The 16,861-nt window shown below is 67.9% G+C and carries 12 protein-coding genes; 4 read left to right on the forward strand and 8 right to left on the reverse strand.

All coding sequences use genetic code 11. The features are described from left to right. From CW359_RS44145 to CW359_RS44170, 6 genes are all read right to left on the reverse strand, one after another. Positions 1-506: ATP-binding protein (locus CW359_RS44145; protein ID WP_198655615.1), on the reverse strand; the 506-nt coding region annotated here is incomplete at its 3' end. Further along, complete coding sequence (gene istA, locus CW359_RS44150) at positions 503-2,164, reverse strand: IS21 family transposase (protein ID WP_105975917.1); 1,662 nt, start codon at positions 2,162-2,164, stop codon at positions 503-505. The genes istA and CW359_RS44145, both read right to left, overlap by 4 nt. A 253-nt stretch (positions 2,165-2,417) precedes the next feature. Beyond that, a complete protein-coding gene (locus CW359_RS44155) occupies positions 2,418-3,476 on the reverse strand; it encodes a Vgb family protein (RefSeq protein WP_105975912.1) in 1,059 nt (352 codons plus the stop codon). 38 nt (positions 3,477-3,514) lie between these two features. Then, positions 3,515-7,048: a WD40 repeat domain-containing protein gene (locus CW359_RS44160; protein WP_232838875.1), complete on the reverse strand. Its 3,534-nt coding sequence runs from the start codon at positions 7,046-7,048 to the stop codon at positions 3,515-3,517. Continuing rightward, a complete protein-coding gene (locus CW359_RS47020) occupies positions 7,045-7,779 on the reverse strand; it encodes a hypothetical protein (RefSeq protein WP_232838876.1) in 735 nt (244 codons plus the stop codon). Before CW359_RS47020 ends, CW359_RS44160 begins: the two co-directional genes overlap by 4 nt. Continuing rightward, on the reverse strand, positions 7,776-8,189 hold the full coding sequence (locus CW359_RS44170) for a hypothetical protein (protein WP_105975914.1): 414 nt from the start codon (positions 8,187-8,189) through the stop codon (positions 7,776-7,778). The genes CW359_RS47020 and CW359_RS44170 overlap by 4 nt, the downstream gene beginning before the upstream one ends. Positions 8,190-8,531: 342 nt before the next feature. Between CW359_RS44170 and CW359_RS47025 the strand changes: the two genes are divergently transcribed. The 3 genes from CW359_RS47025 to CW359_RS44185 all read left to right on the forward strand — a co-directional run bounded on the left by CW359_RS47025 (position 8,532) and on the right by CW359_RS44185 (position 14,288). Next, positions 8,532-8,693 carry a LexA family protein gene (locus tag CW359_RS47025; RefSeq protein WP_232838877.1) on the forward strand — a complete coding sequence of 54 codons (162 nt, stop codon included), beginning with the start codon at positions 8,532-8,534 and terminating at the stop codon, positions 8,691-8,693. A 256-nt stretch (positions 8,694-8,949) separates the two neighbouring features. Then, on the forward strand, positions 8,950-9,834 hold the full coding sequence (locus CW359_RS44180; protein ID WP_105975915.1) for a hypothetical protein: 885 nt from the start codon (positions 8,950-8,952) through the stop codon (positions 9,832-9,834). Then, positions 9,831-14,288, forward strand: a complete 4,458-nt coding sequence (locus CW359_RS44185; protein ID WP_107503128.1) for an AAA family ATPase — start codon at positions 9,831-9,833, stop codon at positions 14,286-14,288. Before CW359_RS44180 ends, CW359_RS44185 begins: the two co-directional genes overlap by 4 nt. A 204-nt stretch (positions 14,289-14,492) precedes the next feature. Here CW359_RS44185 and CW359_RS47030 read toward each other — a convergent pair whose 3' ends face one another. Further along, a complete protein-coding gene (locus CW359_RS47030) occupies positions 14,493-14,846 on the reverse strand; it encodes a hypothetical protein (RefSeq protein WP_232838878.1) in 354 nt (117 codons plus the stop codon). 54 nt (positions 14,847-14,900) lie between these two features. Between CW359_RS47030 and CW359_RS47035 the strand changes: the two genes are divergently transcribed. Further along, the gene (locus CW359_RS47035; RefSeq protein WP_198655616.1) at positions 14,901-15,464 is read left to right on the forward strand and encodes an IS110 family transposase; all 564 of its coding nucleotides are present in this window, start codon (positions 14,901-14,903) and stop codon (positions 15,462-15,464) included. Between the two features lie 373 nt (positions 15,465-15,837). Here the strand turns inward: CW359_RS47035 and CW359_RS44200 are convergent, their stop codons facing one another. Further along, positions 15,838-16,494 (reverse strand): DCL family protein, encoded by a 657-nt coding sequence (locus CW359_RS44200; RefSeq protein WP_105975920.1) that lies wholly within the window; start codon positions 16,492-16,494, stop codon positions 15,838-15,840. Positions 16,495-16,861 lie beyond the last annotated feature (367 nt).

Here is a 16,861-nt window from a genome sequence, read left to right on the forward strand (position 1 = left end):
CGGGCGATCGTCTTGGTCAGCAGTCGCTCGTCGGCTGCCTCGACGAGCTCGTTCACCAGTTTCGTGGCGAGGGTGTAGCGGACGCGGTAGCCCTTCATCGCGGCCTCCGTGCCCAGTGCAATCAGCAAGTGGGACTTCCCGGTGCCCGAGTCGCCGATCAGGCAGAGGGGCTGTCCCTTCCTGACCCACTCGCAGGTCGCGAGGGTGTTGATCGTGGCGGCGTCGACGTTGGGGTTGGCGTCGAAATCGAACGCCCGCAGTGACTTCTCGCGCGGGAACGCGGCGGCCTTGATGCGCCGTTCCGAGCGGCGGCGGGCCCGGTCGTCGCACTCGGCAAGCAGCAGTTCGGCGAGGAAGCCCTTGTAAGACATCTGATCGCGCTTCGCGGCCTCGGCGAGGTCGGGGAACTGGCCCCGGATGGTGGGCAGCCGCAGCATCCGGCATGCCTGGTCGATGGCGGTGTCGGCGGCTTGTTCGGTCAGGCCGTGATGACGTTGGGCACTCACGTCGCTTCTCCCTCGGTGGCAGGGGCACCGCCTGGGCGGCGGTGTCGTAACAGCTGGTCGTAGGGGGCCACCGAGGGCAGCGGCCGGGTGTCGGCCGGCAGATGGGACATCCGCCAGTCGGACAGGAAGGTGACCGTCGCCCGCTGCCGCCCAGGCGGCTGGGGCAAGGAAACGTGGGCGGGAGCGGAGGCCGCCAGTTCGTCGGCTTCAGCGGCCTTGCGGGCCTCCAGGGCGACCGCGTCCGCGGTCAGAGCGCCGGCCCGCAAGGCCGTCGCCAGTCCGGCGACGATGTGTTCGTGGCTCATGTGCCGGCCCAGCAGCAGGACCTCGATCAGAGCCTTGGTGCCGTCCTTGTCGCCGTGGGCCGCCCGGGCGGCCGTCCACCACTTGTCATGGACCGGCGTGAACTTGCCTGCGGACTTGGCCTGTTCGAGCGCAGTGGCGCCGGGGAAGGCACCGGGCTTGCGGATCAGCGCCTCCAGATAGTGGTCCAGCTCCAGGCGCGAGCCGGCCTTCGTGCTCAGCCGCTCATGGCGGGCGACCTCCTGGCCCCGGTCGTAGACGATGAGGTGGTTGGCGTGCAGCATCACCCGCACCGTCCGGCCGATCAGCCGGACCGGAACCGAGTAGCGGTTGGTCTGCACGGCGATCTGGCTGTAGCGGTCGACCCGCGGCGTGAAGAGCCGGCCCGTCTCGAACAGCTCGGTCGGCAACGGCTTGAGCAACGGCGCCTCGACGGCGAAGTACTCGCCCACCGTCCTCGCCCGCGAGCGGATCCTGCGGCCCTCGTCCTGAAGGTCCCACTGGTCGACCATTTCGTTGAGCTCGGCCAGCGAGGCGACCTCGGGAACGGGGACGAAATGGTTGCGCCGGAAGTACCCGATCTGCCCCTCGACGCCGCCCTTCTCGTGGGCACCTTCGAGTCCTGGCCTGCAGTAGAAGCTCTCGATGCCCCAGTGCGTCCGAAACGCGGTCCACCGCTCGCTCTCCTGGCGGTGCCGGGCGAACCCGAGCACCTTGGCGACCGCGGCCTTCAGGTTGTCGTAGCGGACCTTGCCGCGAGGGGCGCCGCCCAGCACGGACAGCGCGTGAACGTGCCCCTCGAAGAACGCCTCCTGGCCGCAGGACGCGAAGACCCGGTGGACCGCCTTGCCCGAGTACGACAGCCGGAAGGAGAACAGATAGCAGCGGGTCACCACCCCGGCGAGCACGATGTGCACGTCCCCGAAGTCCACTTCTGCCTCGGTGCCCGGCAGATGGGTCTGCGGCACGAACACCTCCGACGGCCCCCGTCCCGCTTCCTGCCGGATCTCCCCACGACGCGTGGCGATGTAGCCGCGGACCATCTGATACGAGATCCCCGTCGCCGTGTACTCGTCCAGCAGCCGGTCGAAAACCCGCTTGGAGATGTGCCGCTGCTTCGGCGGCGCATCCAGATCTCTGCGGAGCATCTCGTCGATCAGCGGCTTGTAGGGATCCAACCTGGTCGGACGCGGGGGCAGTTTCTTGCGCGGCTCGGGCCAGACCAGGTCCAGTGCCTTGCGGACCGTCTGCCAGGTGACCCCGTACTTGCGCTGCAGAGCGCGCATCGACATCCCGGCGCGGTGGTCCCGGCGGATCGCCGCGTACAGATCAGCCTTGGATTTCGACAGGCGCATCGGTGCCCCCAGCGGGAGAAGCACAACCATCGTCCCACCACAAGGCCCTAACTGCCCCTAAAACACAGCGACATCGCTTTTGCCGGAACAACGGTGACATCCGCGCTCAACGACAAACGACACTACGACTCACCGACAGAGCCACCGGGTCTGATCGGTCAGTTGAGATCCTCGGCGGGCAGCCTGTGGCCCGAGTGCCCCTGGGCAAATGCTGGCCGGGGCAGTAGCAAGCCGCGACCGGGCGCTCGGTGGTTCAACGCGGTGGCGAGAAGCGGCGGACCACGTCCGCTTTGCTGTCCGCGAGCCAGAACCCTCCGCCCGGAACGGCGACGAGAGCACTCAGCTGCACCGCGCCCGGCACGGACCACAGGGTGACCTTGCCCGACAGCGCGAGCCGCCCGACCTTGGTGGCCGTGGTGAACCAGACCGCGCCCTCTGGGCCCGCGGCGACGAAGTTCGGGCGCTCGGCCTGCGGTACGGGGAAGGATGAGACCTCGCCGCGGACGGTGATGCGCCCGATGCCGCCGCGCTGCGTGAACCACATCGCCCCGTCGGGCCCGGCGGTGATGTTGCGCGGTGCTGTGCCTGGCGGTAGCGGCCAGCTCGTATACGTCCCTTCGATGCTCACGCGTCCGATGCCGTCAGAGCCGCCCGGCTCCTTGGCGACCTGCGAGAACCACACGGCCTGGTCCGGTCCGGTCGTGATGCTGTCGGCGGGAAGGTCGATCGTGCTGGGCAGTACAGCCATAATGGACGGCTGCCCCGTCGTCGCGTCGGCGCGGCCGATCGCAGGATCCAAGGTGGTGGTGAACCAGGCCGCTCCGTCGGGGCCCACGGTGATCCCTTCCGGGAGCTCCACGTAGTCGAAGTCTGCGCGGGTGATCCTTCCGTCTGGGTGCATTCGCCCGATTTGCATGATTGTGGTGAACCAGACCGTTCCATCCCCGGCGCGTGCGATGCCGGAGATTTCGCCTGACCACCGTTCGGAGAGCCGGTGCTGGGTGATGGTCCCCGAAGGGTCGATCCTGGCGACACCGCCGACATCCGTCTCTGCGACCCAGAGTGTCCCGTCGGGTGCGAGGGCCAGTGATGCGGCGCCGGAGTTGCCGGGCAGTGTGATGACGCTGTCTGCGCCCTGCCGCAGGGCTCCGGCAGACATGCCGGGGACCGGGCTGTCGGCGGGGCCGTTCGCGTCCCGGCCGTCCGCCGCGGACAATGCCAGTACCAGCAGGGCGGCGCAGGCGACGGCCCAGTGCCGGGGGCGGGCCGCTGTCCCTGCCGGGTCGCGACGGGGGTCGGAGCGTGGGCTCATGTTCCTCATCGGTCCTTCGTTCCGCCGGCCGGCGGGCGTCATGGTGCGCAGCGCAGACTCGACGGGGCGTCGGAGCCCAGGTACTGCTTCCAGAGGGCTGGGGTCAGCTCCCGTCCGGCCGAGCTGCAGGCGGCGCCGATCCACGAGTTCGGGTCGAGTCGCCAGCTGATCAGAGTGCCCATACCTTCGACGGTGTCGGCGTCGCCCTCCGCCCTGCGGAACTCGGTCGCCGAGACCAGACGGGTGCCGTCCACGGAGAAGGCCAGACCGGTGGATATGGACTTCGGGCCCGCAGGGATGGGCAGAGAGCCGAGCACGTCGCCCGATGGCCGGTCAAGGAGCTGGACGGTGTTCTCGTTGCCCGGGATCGCGGCGATGAGCCCTTTGCCGACGACAGGTCCGACGGATGATCCGGGCGTGCCCTCGAGCGTCCCCAGACGCCGGGCCCCATCCGGGGACCAGACTTCCAGGTCCCCGGACGTTCGTTGGACGAGCAACTGGTCATCTGCGTACCCGAGGCCCTGGAAGCCCGTTGCGTCGATCACGTGGTAGCTGCCCGTGGCGGCATCGACGACCCGGATCTCGCGGTGGCTGCTCGCGTCGTCGTACTTGACCAAGGCGGCGTGGGCGGCCAGCCGGTCCAGGGCCGCCTCCCCCTGGTGGCCTGCATAGGTCCCGTTCACGGTCGGGGACATGTCGCGCGGTCCGGCTGTCTGGCGCAGTACGCGGCCGGTGGCCGGTTCTCTGATGCGGATCGTGCCGGAGGCGTCCAGCTGGGCCACTTCCCGGCCGCCCGGAAGGAACTGGAGCAGGGCCGGTACATCGTCGAGCTGGAGCGGGTTGGGCAGAGCCCGCCATCTGCCCGTCACGCGCATCTCGTTGCTGGGGTCGAAGATCAGGGCGCTCCCGTCCTCCGACACCGTGATGACCCGCGATCCGTCGGCATTCCAAACCACCGCCCCGTACTCCTTGTCCAGCGATTGCGGTCGGACCGCAGACGGCCGGCCGGCGTCCGCCGGATCGAGGCTCCGTACGTCGAGGGTGACTCCGTTGCCGCTCAGAACCGCCGCCGTACGGCCGTCAGGGGTGAGGGCGAGGCGCGGTCCCAAACATGCGTTGCAGCCGGGCTCGGCGACAACTGTCGTCTGCGTTGCGATCCTCGACAGCCGGTCGAGGTCCCACAGGGTCAGCAGGTCCCCGGCGGCGGAGACGAGCTTGTGGCCGCTCGGGCCGAGGAAGGCGAGCCCGCCGGCGGGGACCGTGCCGGCTCCGGGCAGGACGAGGGGCTCGGACGGCGGCTGGTCCGGCGTGCTGGTCCGTGACACGTATAGCGTGGCACCGAGGGCTGCGGCTGCCCGAGTGCCGCCGCGGCTGAGCGCCAGGGCTGCGGGGACGCCTTCCGGGAACCGTGCCCGCAGCGGCGGTTTTTCGATATCCGGGGAGCCCTCTGACACCCAGACTGGCGAGAAGCTGGCCCCGGTGCTGTAGGTGAGGTGGCTGCCGTCCGGGGCGAGCGCGGAGGCGTAGTTTTGGTTGCCGAAGTTCATTGTGCTCCCGCGGGTGCGCACCGGGCCCGGCACGGTGAGCTCCTCCCACGTGCCGCCACCGTCGAACAGCATCAGGTGCGAGTCATCGGAGAAGGCGATGGCATCCGGTGCCGAGTAGTCCATGTCCGCGAGGTCGAGGCGGCCGGTAGCTCCCGTGGACCTGTCCAGCACCCACGCCGTGGGCGGGACGTCGAAGGACCCGGTGGTCGTCGTCACGACGACGAAGCGTCCCGATGGGGAGACCCCCACGGCGGTGGGCTGCTGTCTTGCGGGGAGGACCGGGGTTGGGGCCGGGGCGTCGTCCTTCCAGACACCGACCGAGTCGTGGCCGATCGCCGCGACGACGTTCCCAGAGGCATCCGACGCCACTGCGGTGACCTGCCCGGATATGCGGCCGACCTGTTTCCTGCGGCTCGCTGTAGTTGCGGTGACCGTCCACCGCTCGACTTCACCGCCCTGGGTCCCCGCGAGCAGGGCACCGCCGTTCGGCGTAGTCGCCAGCGCAGAAACCGTCCCGCTGGCCCGAACACTGCCGACCAGGTGCGGGCTGGCGGTGACCGCCTGGAAGAGTGCATGGCGGGTGAGCGCGTCGGCGTGCTGACGGTAGGCCTGCACTGCGAACAGCTCTGCGAGCCCGACATCGCTGGAGATCAGGCTCTGGGACACGTCGGCGAGGCGGTGGGCGTTCTCCAGCCGGGTCTTCGCCTCGGCGTAGTGGTAGTAGACAGCCAGCCCCGACAGCGAGGCCGCGGCGACCAACGCCAGGGCTGTCACCAGCCAGCCGGTGCGGAACTGCCGGGCGTACCGGTCGGCCTGCTTCAAGGTCGCCGCGAACCGCACGTCGCCCGGCTCGGGCGCGTGGGCGACGTCCGCCCGGTTCGCCTCGGGCGCCACCAGGCGCAGTCCCTTGCGGCGCGCTGTCAGCAGCTTGACCTCCATCCCGCTGATCTTCAGCAGGTGTTCGCCGTCACCCAGAGCCCCCGTCACCGCGGTCCGTGGCCTCAGCCCGTAGAAAGCGCCTCGGATCCAGGCACCGCTGGGCCGACGAGACCGCGGGTGGCGCAGTAACTCGCGCAGGCCCAGGGCGAAGGCCACACCCAGAGAGGGGCCCTCGATCCGTGGCGGCGGCAGTGGATCGTCGGACAGGACGAGGCGCCACAGCACGCAGCGGCCCTCGCGCCCGGCGCCCGCCGCCCGCCACGCATGGCCCACAGCTGTGGCGAACTGCCCGTTCGGGCTGTGCGTCCCAGCCATCGCCCGTGGATCGGGGTACAGCCCGGCCGGGCCTGCGGGGAACTCGCGCAGCTCCAGAACACCGGTGACCCCCTGCTCCGGCGCAGCCCGGTCGGGACCGTCCGCAGACTGTCCGAACACCACCGGCACACGCACGACCGGCCGCTTGCGCACCTCGGCGCCCGCCATCAGCAGCGCGCCGATCACCAGCACGTTCCCGGGCCCGCTCGGCTCCGGCCCCCCGCCTTCGGTGTGCGGGCGCAGCCGCGCAATCCGTTCACGGACGTCGTCCAGCCGGGTCGTGATCTCCTGCGGCAGGCCGCCGCTCTGACCGCCCGACGGCTGCCCGAGCCGGGGCAGTGCGTCGGGGGAGAGCAGTCCGCTCCACCGCCAGGTCTCCCGCAGCCGGGCCAGGTCCTCGTCGTGGTCCTCCGCCCCGCCCCCCGGCGGACTCAGAGCCCGGCCCAGCAGATAGGTCTGACGGGCGGACGACACCGGGCCGCCCGCCCGGTCCGGCGCCGTCGCATCGAGCCAGGAGGCCAGTTCTCCGGCACGTTCGCCCGCGAACCATGCAGGGTCGGCGCGTACCGCCTCTGCGCAGCACTTCCACCACAGCTGCCGCTCGCCGAGCAGTTCCTTCACAGAGGCCTGCGAACTCGTCGCCCCCGTCAGCACGGCTTCGAGCGCGGCCCGCTCCGGGAAGTGTCCGGCCCGGGCCCCCGCTGGGCCCCGGGGCGACCGTTCACCGTCGGCTGCCTCCCCGGTAGACCCGGGCACGTCCGTGGCCGTCACCGCAGCGCACCGTCGATGACGCCGCGCAGGCCGTCGCCAACGTGTTCGCGCACTCGCCGCCAGGCCTCGCGGGTCGCTTCGTTGAGGGCCGCCCCGATCGAGGTGGTCACCGTATCGGTGTCCCAGTCGGACTCCGGCCCCACCGGAAGGGAAACCGAAGCCGTCCAGGCTGCTCCGACGGAGAATTCCGGGAGCCGGACGTATGACGCCGCAGGTCCGACCGGCCCCCGCACCACCGGTACGAGCAGCTCCCGCATGCGGCCGTCTGGCCGGGCGTAGCGGATCAGGCACATCAGCGGCCAGGCGCCGTCGTCGCCGCGCGAAACCAACTCCACGCTGTACGAGGGCTCGCCCTCGCCGGTGCTCCGCACCAGGAAAGCGACCCGGCCGTCGGGAGAGGCGGCCTCCAGCACCACCGCGTCACCGCCCGCGGCGGTCAGGGCGCCGCCTGGCGACAGCGCGGGCAGCTCGAACCACCCCAGGGCGGGGCGGACGTCTGGCTGCCGGTTGCGGGATCCCCCCACGGTGGACTGCCGAGGCACGGTGCCTGGCGTTCGCGGCGCCGCAGTCGGGGCGGGCCGTACCGGCAGGTCGAAGCCGAGGAACGACGCCCGGACCCGCTGCCACAAGGTGTGTCCTGCGCGGCCGCGGCCCACCGTTCGGGGCGTGCCAGGTGGCCGTGCGCCGATGAAGGACCGCCAGGAGCGCCGAGCGAGCGGGCTCGCGTTCACGGGGTTGCCTCCTCGGACACCGGCGGAAGACCCTGTTCCGGCGAGGCCGGGGAAGCGCCCGGATCCTGGCCACCAGGAGCGCTGTGGAGAGCGCCGTCGGCTGTGGTGGACCGGCCCAGTTGGGCGAGCAGCGCCGGCGCGGACGCGCCCACGGCCACGGCCGCGTACACGCCGGTCACCTCCGTGTGGAGCAGCCAGCCCGCCATGCCGCCCAGCAGGACTCGGAACAGAGCGGCGAGTCCGTCCGCCAGCGGGTCGATGAACACCCCGATCGGTGGGAGGTCACCCGCCACCGCCCGCTGTGCGTGCCGTGCTTGCTGCCAGGAACGTAATCGCCCGAAGGTGACGACCGCCTCGGCGATCAGACCACCGCCCGCACCGCACGCCATGGCCTCGGCCCACGTCATCATCGTCCCCCTGCCCTCCGCTATCCCGGCCGGTACCCACTGACCGTCGTACACCCCCAGAGGGCGTGGCGTCCCATCATGCACACAGCTGCTGCGGTCTGTTGAGGTATCAGCTGAATTAGCCTGTGATCACCGCCCCGCATCCGGCGGGCGACCGGTGCATAGATAGGGGTGCCAGTAGAACCCCTTTCTCCAGCCGCGGTTGTGATCTCGCAGGGTGCTCCGGAGCACAGACGGACGGGCGTGCGGGAGGCGGCCGAGGGGCCAGTCCTCACGCAGTCGTTGCGATCGAACCCACGTGAGACACAAGCCCATAGAGGGCGGATCGCCACCGGTTCCCAGTCCATGCCCATCGAGATTCAGCGAACTCGTCGGTTTCCGGTCAGCGGCGAGTCGATGATCAAGGCGCACATCATGGACGGCGACACGGTCGCCGTCAGGGTGCAGCCGGACGCCGAGAACGGTGAGACCGTCGCTTCTAGCGGGGTCAACCGTCGTGCAGCGTGATCCGATGAGGATCAATGCAGCTCAGCAGCAGCGTGAAGGACGCTACCGCGCGCAACAGATGTGGCGCTATCACTCGATCCGGTAAACGGCGCCCCGTCTCATAGAGGTCGAATGCCATTGGGCCGTGCGGCAGATCGACCGGAGATCACAGCCAGCCGGAGCGTCTCGTCGAACGGCGGACATGGAGGCGTGAGGTGTAGCAGACTCCAATTGGTGCGGGTAGGACCATTCAGGCTGTTCGTTGCCGACTGCCGCATTGCTGCTTTTCGTCCACCTGGGGGGCAAGGTGTTCGTAGGGGTTCACGGCATCGGTCAGCAGCAGCTTGGCCGCCACCAGTTGCGTGGTGCTTGGTCATTGGCGTTGCGGGATGGTTTGGAGCGGGCTGTCTGCGATGCTGTCGACGAGCCCGCGCTAGACATCGCGTTCTACGGCGACCTGTTCTTGAACAGTGAAGGGGAGTTGTCGAAGAGTTCTGTAACTGGGCCGGGTGCTCATGAGGAACTGTCGGACGCGGAAGTGGTATGGCTGCGGGCGGCCGCCTCGGAGATCCTGGCCCGGGATGAACCCCTGTTGTTCCCGGAAACGCAGACCAAGTCGGCGGCGAGGATGCCTCCGTTGCTGCTTCCTGTGGCGGCGGCCTTGGACCGTCACCTGGGGCATCGTGCTGGCGCGCTTCTTGTGGGTGAGCTGCGGCAGGTCCGGCGGTACCTGATCGATCGGGAGATCAAGGAAGAAGTGGACCAGCGGGTGAGGAGGTGTACGACGGGATGTCGCGTCCTGATCGGGCACTCGCTGGGTTCGGTAGTGGCGTTCGAATATGTACGGCAGAACCCGCGACACCGGCTGGATTTGTTCCTTACGTTGGGATCGCCCCTCGGACTGCGGACGGTGCGTTCCTTGATGCCTAACCCCCGGTACGGGGCCATTCGCCGCATTCCGAACCACGTCGGTTCGTGGGTGAATCTGCGGGACCCGTCCGATCCGGTGGCCTGCGCCGGCAACCTGGCAGCCTTCTGGCCAGGAGTGGTCGATCAGCGGGTCGACAACGGTAACGACCCTCATGCAGCCACACGCTATCTGGGCAAGCGGGAGACCGGGGAGGCCGTACGCACGGCCGTGCCGGGCTGGGCCGACGTATGACAGACGACCTGGAAGCCTCTGAAGTGATGCGCCGACATTTCGTCGCGCTGGCCACGGGCACATACGAGCACCCAATCTGGCCACCACTGCCCGTGCAGGATGAGGTACGCGTGTTACGTGAATGGCTGTGCAATCCTGCGCTGGGTCCGGACCGGAGTTTCACTGCCCGTTTCCCCTCACTCTGCGATGACCCCTCACTCAGGGAGATCCAGGATCTCCTCAATCCGGAGGGCGGCCTGCCGTGGAACGAGTCCGACGCGGCGGTTGTCTTTGTGACCGGACATGGCACGACGAGCGAGCGCGGACTGACGCACTGGACCGTGTTGAGGACCACGGTGCCGGGTAAACGGCTTCCGGCGACCGCGCTCCGCACGGCGGACTTGCTCTCTTGGCTGGCCGCCACCGACATCCAGTATCTGTTTCTCGTCCTGGACATGTGCTTCGCCGGTGCCACGGCAGCCCAGATCACCGAGTGGGAAGCGGACATCCCTCCGACCTGGCTGGTACTGCCCAGTGCTACTCGGGACACGGAAGCGCTGCCCGGCGCACTGACTAACGCCATCTCCGAATTCCTCGCCGATCTAGAGTCGCCCTCAGGCCGCAAGTACGCCGGCCGGGAAGTGCCCTACCTGAGTGTGGAGATGTTCCTCGGTGAGGTTCGGCGTCGGCTCAGCAAGGCTGCGGGCCGCCTGGTGCCGCTTCAGGGCAGTCAGGAGAACGGTCCTCATCCATGCCTGCCCAATCCTTGTTATGTGCCTGGCACGCGCGTCAGCCTTCGTCCGGCGCTGCGTGACATGGCTCTGCCCAAGGAGGATCTGCTCCAGCATTGGAGTCCCCGGTCACGAGGCGTGGCGACACAGGAGGAGCCAGGCTGGTTCTTCGAGGGCCGTGAAGCACTCATGCGGGAGTTGATCAGCGTCTGCTCCGGCAGTCCAGGCATCGTCCTGGTCACCGGCTGTGCCGGCAGCGGCAAGTCAGCGGTTCTGGCGCGTCTGGCCACGCTCAGCGACCCTGAATTCCGGACCGAACATCACGACCGCATCGCGGCAGTGCTCCCGGGCCTGGACCCGGGAGTGAACTCCGTCGATGTCGCGGTCGTCTGCACCGGCAAGACCCCGGTGGAAATAGCCGCTCAGATCTGCCTGGCGCTAGGTATCGATGCACCGGTCAGCAGCCGGACGGTGGCGACGACAGCGGAGTGGATCAACACCTGGCACGCCTGGCTTCGACTGCACCGTTCGGCAGTAACGCTTGTAGTGGATGCTCTGGACGAGGCGAGCAGTCCTCACGACGTACTGGATCAGGTACTGACCCGACTGGCGGCTGGCGCATCCCGGCCCTGGGTCCGTCTCCTGGTCGGGGTCCGCTCACCTCGCCGGGAGGCCAGCGGCGCCACAGCGGACTCGGACCGCGTGCGCCCTCTGGCTGACCACGCGGAGCGGGTTCTGGGAGCCAGGCGGCTGCGGGTTGACGAAGCGCCCTGGTGGCGTCCCGATGACATTGCCTCGTATGCCGAGAATCTGCTGCTGTCCACGCCCGGCTCTCCCTACGCACAGTGCCCAGAGGCAACCGCGACCGTCAGTAAGCGCCTTGCCGACCGCGCTGAGCAGTCCTTCCTGACCGTACGTCTGGCAGCCTCGTCTCTCGCCCGCCGCGACCAGATGGTCGATCCTGACGACCCTCGGTGGCTCAGGGCGGTCGATGAGGGCATCACAGGCGTCTTCCGAGACGATCTGCGAGCGACACTCACCAGTGAGGAGGACCGGGAACGTGCCGTCCACCTACTGCACGCCGTCAGCCTGGCCAACGGAAAGGGCATCCCCTGGGCCCGTATTTGGCCCAGCATGGCGACGTGCGTGCAGGACGATGGCACCCGCAGCTATGGCGACGCCGATATCTCCTGGCTGCTGGATTCCCGCATGGGGGCCTATCTCGTCACCGACACGGAGGACAGCACCACTGTCTACCGCCTCTTTCACGATGCGTTGCGCAACCTGCTCAGAAACAGCTGGCATCGTCTGACCGAGCCCGATGCGAACAACCTTGACGACGAAAGCAGCCCGCCGCCGGCACAACACGTTCAGGCCGAGCAGGCCTCGATTGCACGGGCTTTGATAAGCCTCGCCGGGGAAAGCCTATCCGCCGCGACTCCGCCACCCGCATACGTACGGCGACACGCGGCCGTGCACGCGTACGCCGGCGGCGTGCTCGACAACCAGTTGATCAACCCGCACCTGCTGCCCTACCTAGATATCTCCCAGTTGTGGCAGCTCAATGGACTGCAGGACACACTGCCGCACAGGGAAGCGACCTTGCTGCGGGCTGCGCGCGGGGCGGCATTCGTCTGGAGCCATGGCAAGCCGACGGTCAACGCGATGGCACTGGGTCTGCGCCTGACGGAACTGGGTCTACCCGCGCCAGAGCCGCTGCCCGGAGTCGAATGGCACCCCGAGTGGGCGAACTGGGCGCCGACGACGGCCGTTTCCATCGGATCGGCCACCAGAGCCACCGCCGAACTCCCTGATGGCCGGACTGTCGCCGTGACCGAGACCGACGACCGTAAGACAGTAGTACTCGATCTCGTCTCTGGACAGCCTATCGGAGCGCCCCTCGAAGGAAGGGTGCACGGTGCTGTGAGACTCAGCGACGGCAGAGTCATCGTAGTCGTCCAGGAGAATCCTTACCGCATGCACGCCACGGGTGTGGTCAACCTGGTCGATCTTGTCTCCCGGACAGCCGTGACCACGCCCATCAAAGGGGATGTGGAAGCGGTTGTGTCTCTCTCCGACGGCGCTTCCTTGGCCGTCACGACCACGGTCGACCGGAAGATGGCCGTCTCACATGTCTGGGACATCGAGAAAGCACAGAGTACCGGCGTGTCCTTCAAAGGACGCGTTATTGCCGTATTCACGCTGCCAGACGCACGATGCTTCGCGGTGGTTTCTGCGGAGGGAAAGCACCGGCCCCGACTGTCCATTCGTACGCTGCGCGACGGGGCCCTGGTGCATAACCTGCCACCATTGCTCCACGACCAGCGCCTGGATGAGAGGGCCTGTATCGCCACCCTGGGCCCTGCCGAGGCCAGGCGAATCCTCCTGGTGCACAAGACGTCGGACCGGCTCGATGCCTGGGACTTGCTGACCGGGCTGCAAGAGCACCGGCCGCCCGCAGCCGACATCCTGAAGGCAACCGCCACAGCCTCGCTGCCGGACGGCACGGACGCGCTGGTCGTAGCAGATGACGCATGGAAAATCCTCAACGCAGCAGATGGCACGACGCTCGACTGGCCCCCGGGCACACCCGGTCTTCGACCCGTCACACATCTCGCTGGAGCCTGGGCGGTGTCACGATCCGACACAGTCGGCGGAGCCGGACCATTCCTCCAACTGGCCGACGGACGACACATGGCCATCACCCAACGTCAGCACCACAGCTACCTACACGACGTGGAGAACAGCCGACTGCAGCGCCGTGAGGCCATCAGACACTCGAACCCCACCGGCTCGGGCACGCTCAACAGCGGTCGAAAGGTGATGCTGTCACCCGGTGACGCAGGTGTGGTCCATGTGCTGGATTACGAAACGGGAGACGAGATCGGCAGCCCGTTCCGACACCAACGCACCATACGAGATTCCCTCTACGCCCTTGACGCGAAGACCGCGGTCCTTCCCAATGGCCGCAATGTCGCACTCAGTGTAGGCGCCGACGGCGCGTGGCTGTGGGACCTGGACAGCCGCGAGCCCTTGAAGAATCTGTACCCCTGCAGTAAGAACGGTATTGGCTGTGTCGAGACCCTGACCACCCACGACGGACAGGTCCTCGGGATCGTGGGGCACCAGAGGGCTAACGTGGCCGTCTTCGATCTGTCGGACGGCAGTCAGATTGGCTCTAGCACCTGGCCCTTGGGATCGACGGACGACTGGAGCGTGCACTGCATCGCTGCCACCCATGACGTCGAGGGCACGCCTATTGCCGTGATCACGAATCAATCTGACCGGGCGACAGTCTTCGACCTGCGTAACAACCACCCGGCACGGGAGCTGGTCGTGGGTCACTCGTTGCGGGGCAGGCACTGCATCGCGGCCGCATCCTCCCCTGGGGGCAGGACCTACGCCCTGCTCGGTCCGGAGATCTGGGACCCCTCCCTCAACGACAGGGCGGGCCGTATCGGCGGGCGACTGGGTGTACTGCAGACCGATTCGGCCACGCTGCGGGCGGTGAGCATGACCGCTCTGGACACCGGTGAAGTCGTAGCCTTCACAGTGAGCGCCGACGGCTGGGTCAGAGCGCACTCCATTCCGGACGGCCGTTTGATCAGTGAACCCTTGCCTTCCCTGGGCAAGGCCTACCGAGTGACTGCTGAAGCGGCGCAGGAGGGAAGCTGCCGCCTCACCCTCTATGGCCGGTACGGCTGGGCAGAAGTGACCTGGCGGCCGAACCGACGTTCGTGGTGAATCGGGTGGACCCCGCTGGGCGGTGGTGCTCAGCGCCCTGGACGGGCGCGAGGTCCGCGACTCGGTGGAACCGGCCGAGGCAGAAGCCTACTACGAGCGGCAGGCCCGAGACTTGGCCAGCAGCGCGGGCGATCAGCCGTGGTGACAGGCCAGCGGCGTGCCCGGCATCGTGCTGAGCTGCAACTTCACGATGCACACTGCTCACTAGGGTCGGGCCTGTCTTGGTCCCGCCTGCTCTCCACGCTGGTTGAGGGTCCGGGTCAGCTCACGGTTGGCTTCCCCGGCCGCCGCCAGATCGGCCTGGCTCTCTTCCAGGGTCTCGGTCAGCTCGAGATTGCGCTGCTCGAGCCGCGTGATCGTTCGCTGGAGCTCTTCGATGTCGATAGGAGTCGACCGTTCACCTGCGGTGACGCCTCGCGGGCGTGAGAATCGGTACAGGGACTGTCCGCCGACGCCGCTTGATGTTTGGGCTGTGAGCCCGCATAGGAGTCTGGTGAGGGAGCCGTCCGAGGGGCCGCACACTGTCGCCTTGAGCACGCCGATCAGCTTCTCCGTCACCCCTCAGGCTCCCCGGGCAGTCCCTGCCTGCACCGGCACGACAGGGGGCACCTCATGGAGGAATTGAGAGAAGACCACGACGACGGAACGGTCGCCAGGGTCGCGGCGATCGATATCGCCAAGGCATCCGGGATGGTCTGCCTGCGCGTCCCGCACGACACCATCGACGGCCGGCGGATGCAGCAGGTCTGGAACGTCGCCTCGACGACCAACGCGATCCTGGAACTCGGCGACAAGCTGGTCTGCCAAGGTGTCGAGCGGGTGGTGATGGAGGCCACGGGCTCGTACTGGCGCCCGTTCTTCTACCTCCTGGAGGCCCGCGGCCTGGACTGCTGGCTGGTGAACGCACGGGATGTGAAGAACGTCCCCGGGCGCCCGAAGACCGACAAGCTGGATGCGGTCTGGCTGGCCAAGCTCGCCGAACGCGGCATGGTGAGGGCCTCGTTCGTCCCGCCCAAGCCCGTGAGGCAGCTGCGGGACTTCACCCGTGTCCCACATCCGTGCTGCACACGGGGCGGCTCCTGGCTGCGCGTACACCGATCTGCCGGAGGACCGGTGCCTACCGCGCTCACGTACATCTGGCAGCAGGACTCACTGATAAGGCCACGCCGAAGTTGACCAGCATCTCCCTCAACGCCCGGAGCACGGCGGGGTGTTCGTCTGCGAGCCGGGCGTACGACACAGCTGGCTGCCACTCACCGCCACCGCAGCACATCGATCCCGCCGTACTCGTGGAACCGCACTGCCTTCATCGCGTGATCACCCCTTTCCCTCGCTCGGACAAGCCTTGGACGGCCACGCGCCGAATGCCACGCGTCGACCGTGTCATCGTACTGCTGCCGACAGCGATGACGTCCGCGTCGACAGCGGCCCCGCCGAGAAAGCACCCCTGGCCTGATCTACACCGTGCAACCCGAGCACGCGGGACGTCGACGGAGAGTGACGGCACAAGTGGCCGTACGTGGGGAATTCTCAGGCCGCCGACAGCCGCTCAGGACCGCGGGCGCGTCCGGTTCTCCGAGGTAGTCAGCAGTCCGAGTATCGCGCGATCCTCCCAGTGGGCGCGCCAGCGCCCGGCTTGGTCGCGATCGGCGAACTGCCCAAGCCCTTGCTGGGTCGACGGAGTCAGCTCGATCACTTCCCACCCGCCTTCGGTGGCAGCGAACCCGTCGGCGATCTGAGCGAACGACGGGCCGCGGAAGTAACTCACGGCTGTGTCGTTGAGTTGCAGCGGTCTTCCGGACTCATCCGACACGAATGTCTCTTCCGCGAGCCGCGACTCGAAGTATGCAGTCGTCTTGTCCTCCACCTCCACCCGCATGACGTTGTGGACCTGCGAGCGGAGACTCGGGTGATCAATGCAGTCCCTGTAGGAGAAGTCGATCGTGCTCTCATCTGTCCGGACCACCTCGAATGCGGGGTACTTCTTGTATTTCGGGTGGGGCGACGGAGCAATCCGAATGTCGGCCACCCCCACTCCTATCTTGTCCTCCGCGTCGGGGTGCATGTCGAGAAGGTCTCGGAGCAGATCAAAAACTTCGCCACTCAGAACGGTCCCCACCGGATACCCGTGCAGTACCTCCTGCACTGCCGCGCGGGCCGCCCCCTTCGTCGCAAACCTGCGTTGCCCGATCCAGAACACCGCCATGTGATCGTTCTCCTGCCCATCGTCCGCCGGCGCTGCCCACCCCGACGGGCCCACTCTCCCGAGACTCCTCGGGAGCAGCTCTCACGATGGCCCAGTGCGGGCCTGCCCGCGACCGGATATAGCCGTTCGCGGCCCCAGCCACCGGGACCGCGTACGAGCAACAACCCACACCCACAGCCATAACGACATCACCACCGCTGGCCGGAGGGCCCTGGCCGTACCGGAAATGGGTTTGGCTTAAGAAGTCATCTCATTTGGCTGGGTAAGCTGGCGGTCGTGGTGAGGATCGTTGAGCGGCTGGTGCCGGATGAGTTGTGGGAGCTGTTCCAGCGGGTGGTTCCGGAGGCGCCGTCGCGGCCCCAGGGTG

It is taken from the genome of Streptomyces geranii, from assembly GCF_002954775.1.
In the GTDB taxonomy this organism is placed as follows: Bacteria; Actinomycetota; Actinomycetes; order Streptomycetales; family Streptomycetaceae; genus Streptomyces; species Streptomyces geranii.

Excerpts from the sequence above, each read along its gene's own strand:
- istA (WP_105975917.1), bottom strand. The coding sequence starts at position 2,164 with ATGCGCCTGTCGAAATCCAAGGCTGATCTGTACGCGGCGATCCGCCGG.
- CW359_RS44155 (WP_105975912.1), bottom strand. The coding sequence starts at position 3,476 with ATGAGCCCACGCTCCGACCCCCGTCGCGACCCGGCAGGGACAGCGGCC.
- CW359_RS44170 (WP_105975914.1), bottom strand. The coding sequence starts at position 8,189 with ATGATGACGTGGGCCGAGGCCATGGCGTGCGGTGCGGGCGGTGGTCTG.
- CW359_RS47025 (WP_232838877.1), top strand. The coding sequence starts at position 8,532 with ATGCCCATCGAGATTCAGCGAACTCGTCGGTTTCCGGTCAGCGGCGAG.
- CW359_RS44185 (WP_107503128.1), top strand. The coding sequence starts at position 9,831 with ATGACAGACGACCTGGAAGCCTCTGAAGTGATGCGCCGACATTTCGTC.
- CW359_RS47035 (WP_198655616.1), top strand. The coding sequence starts at position 14,901 with ATGGAGGAATTGAGAGAAGACCACGACGACGGAACGGTCGCCAGGGTC.
- CW359_RS44200 (WP_105975920.1), bottom strand. The coding sequence starts at position 16,494 with ATGGCGGTGTTCTGGATCGGGCAACGCAGGTTTGCGACGAAGGGGGCG.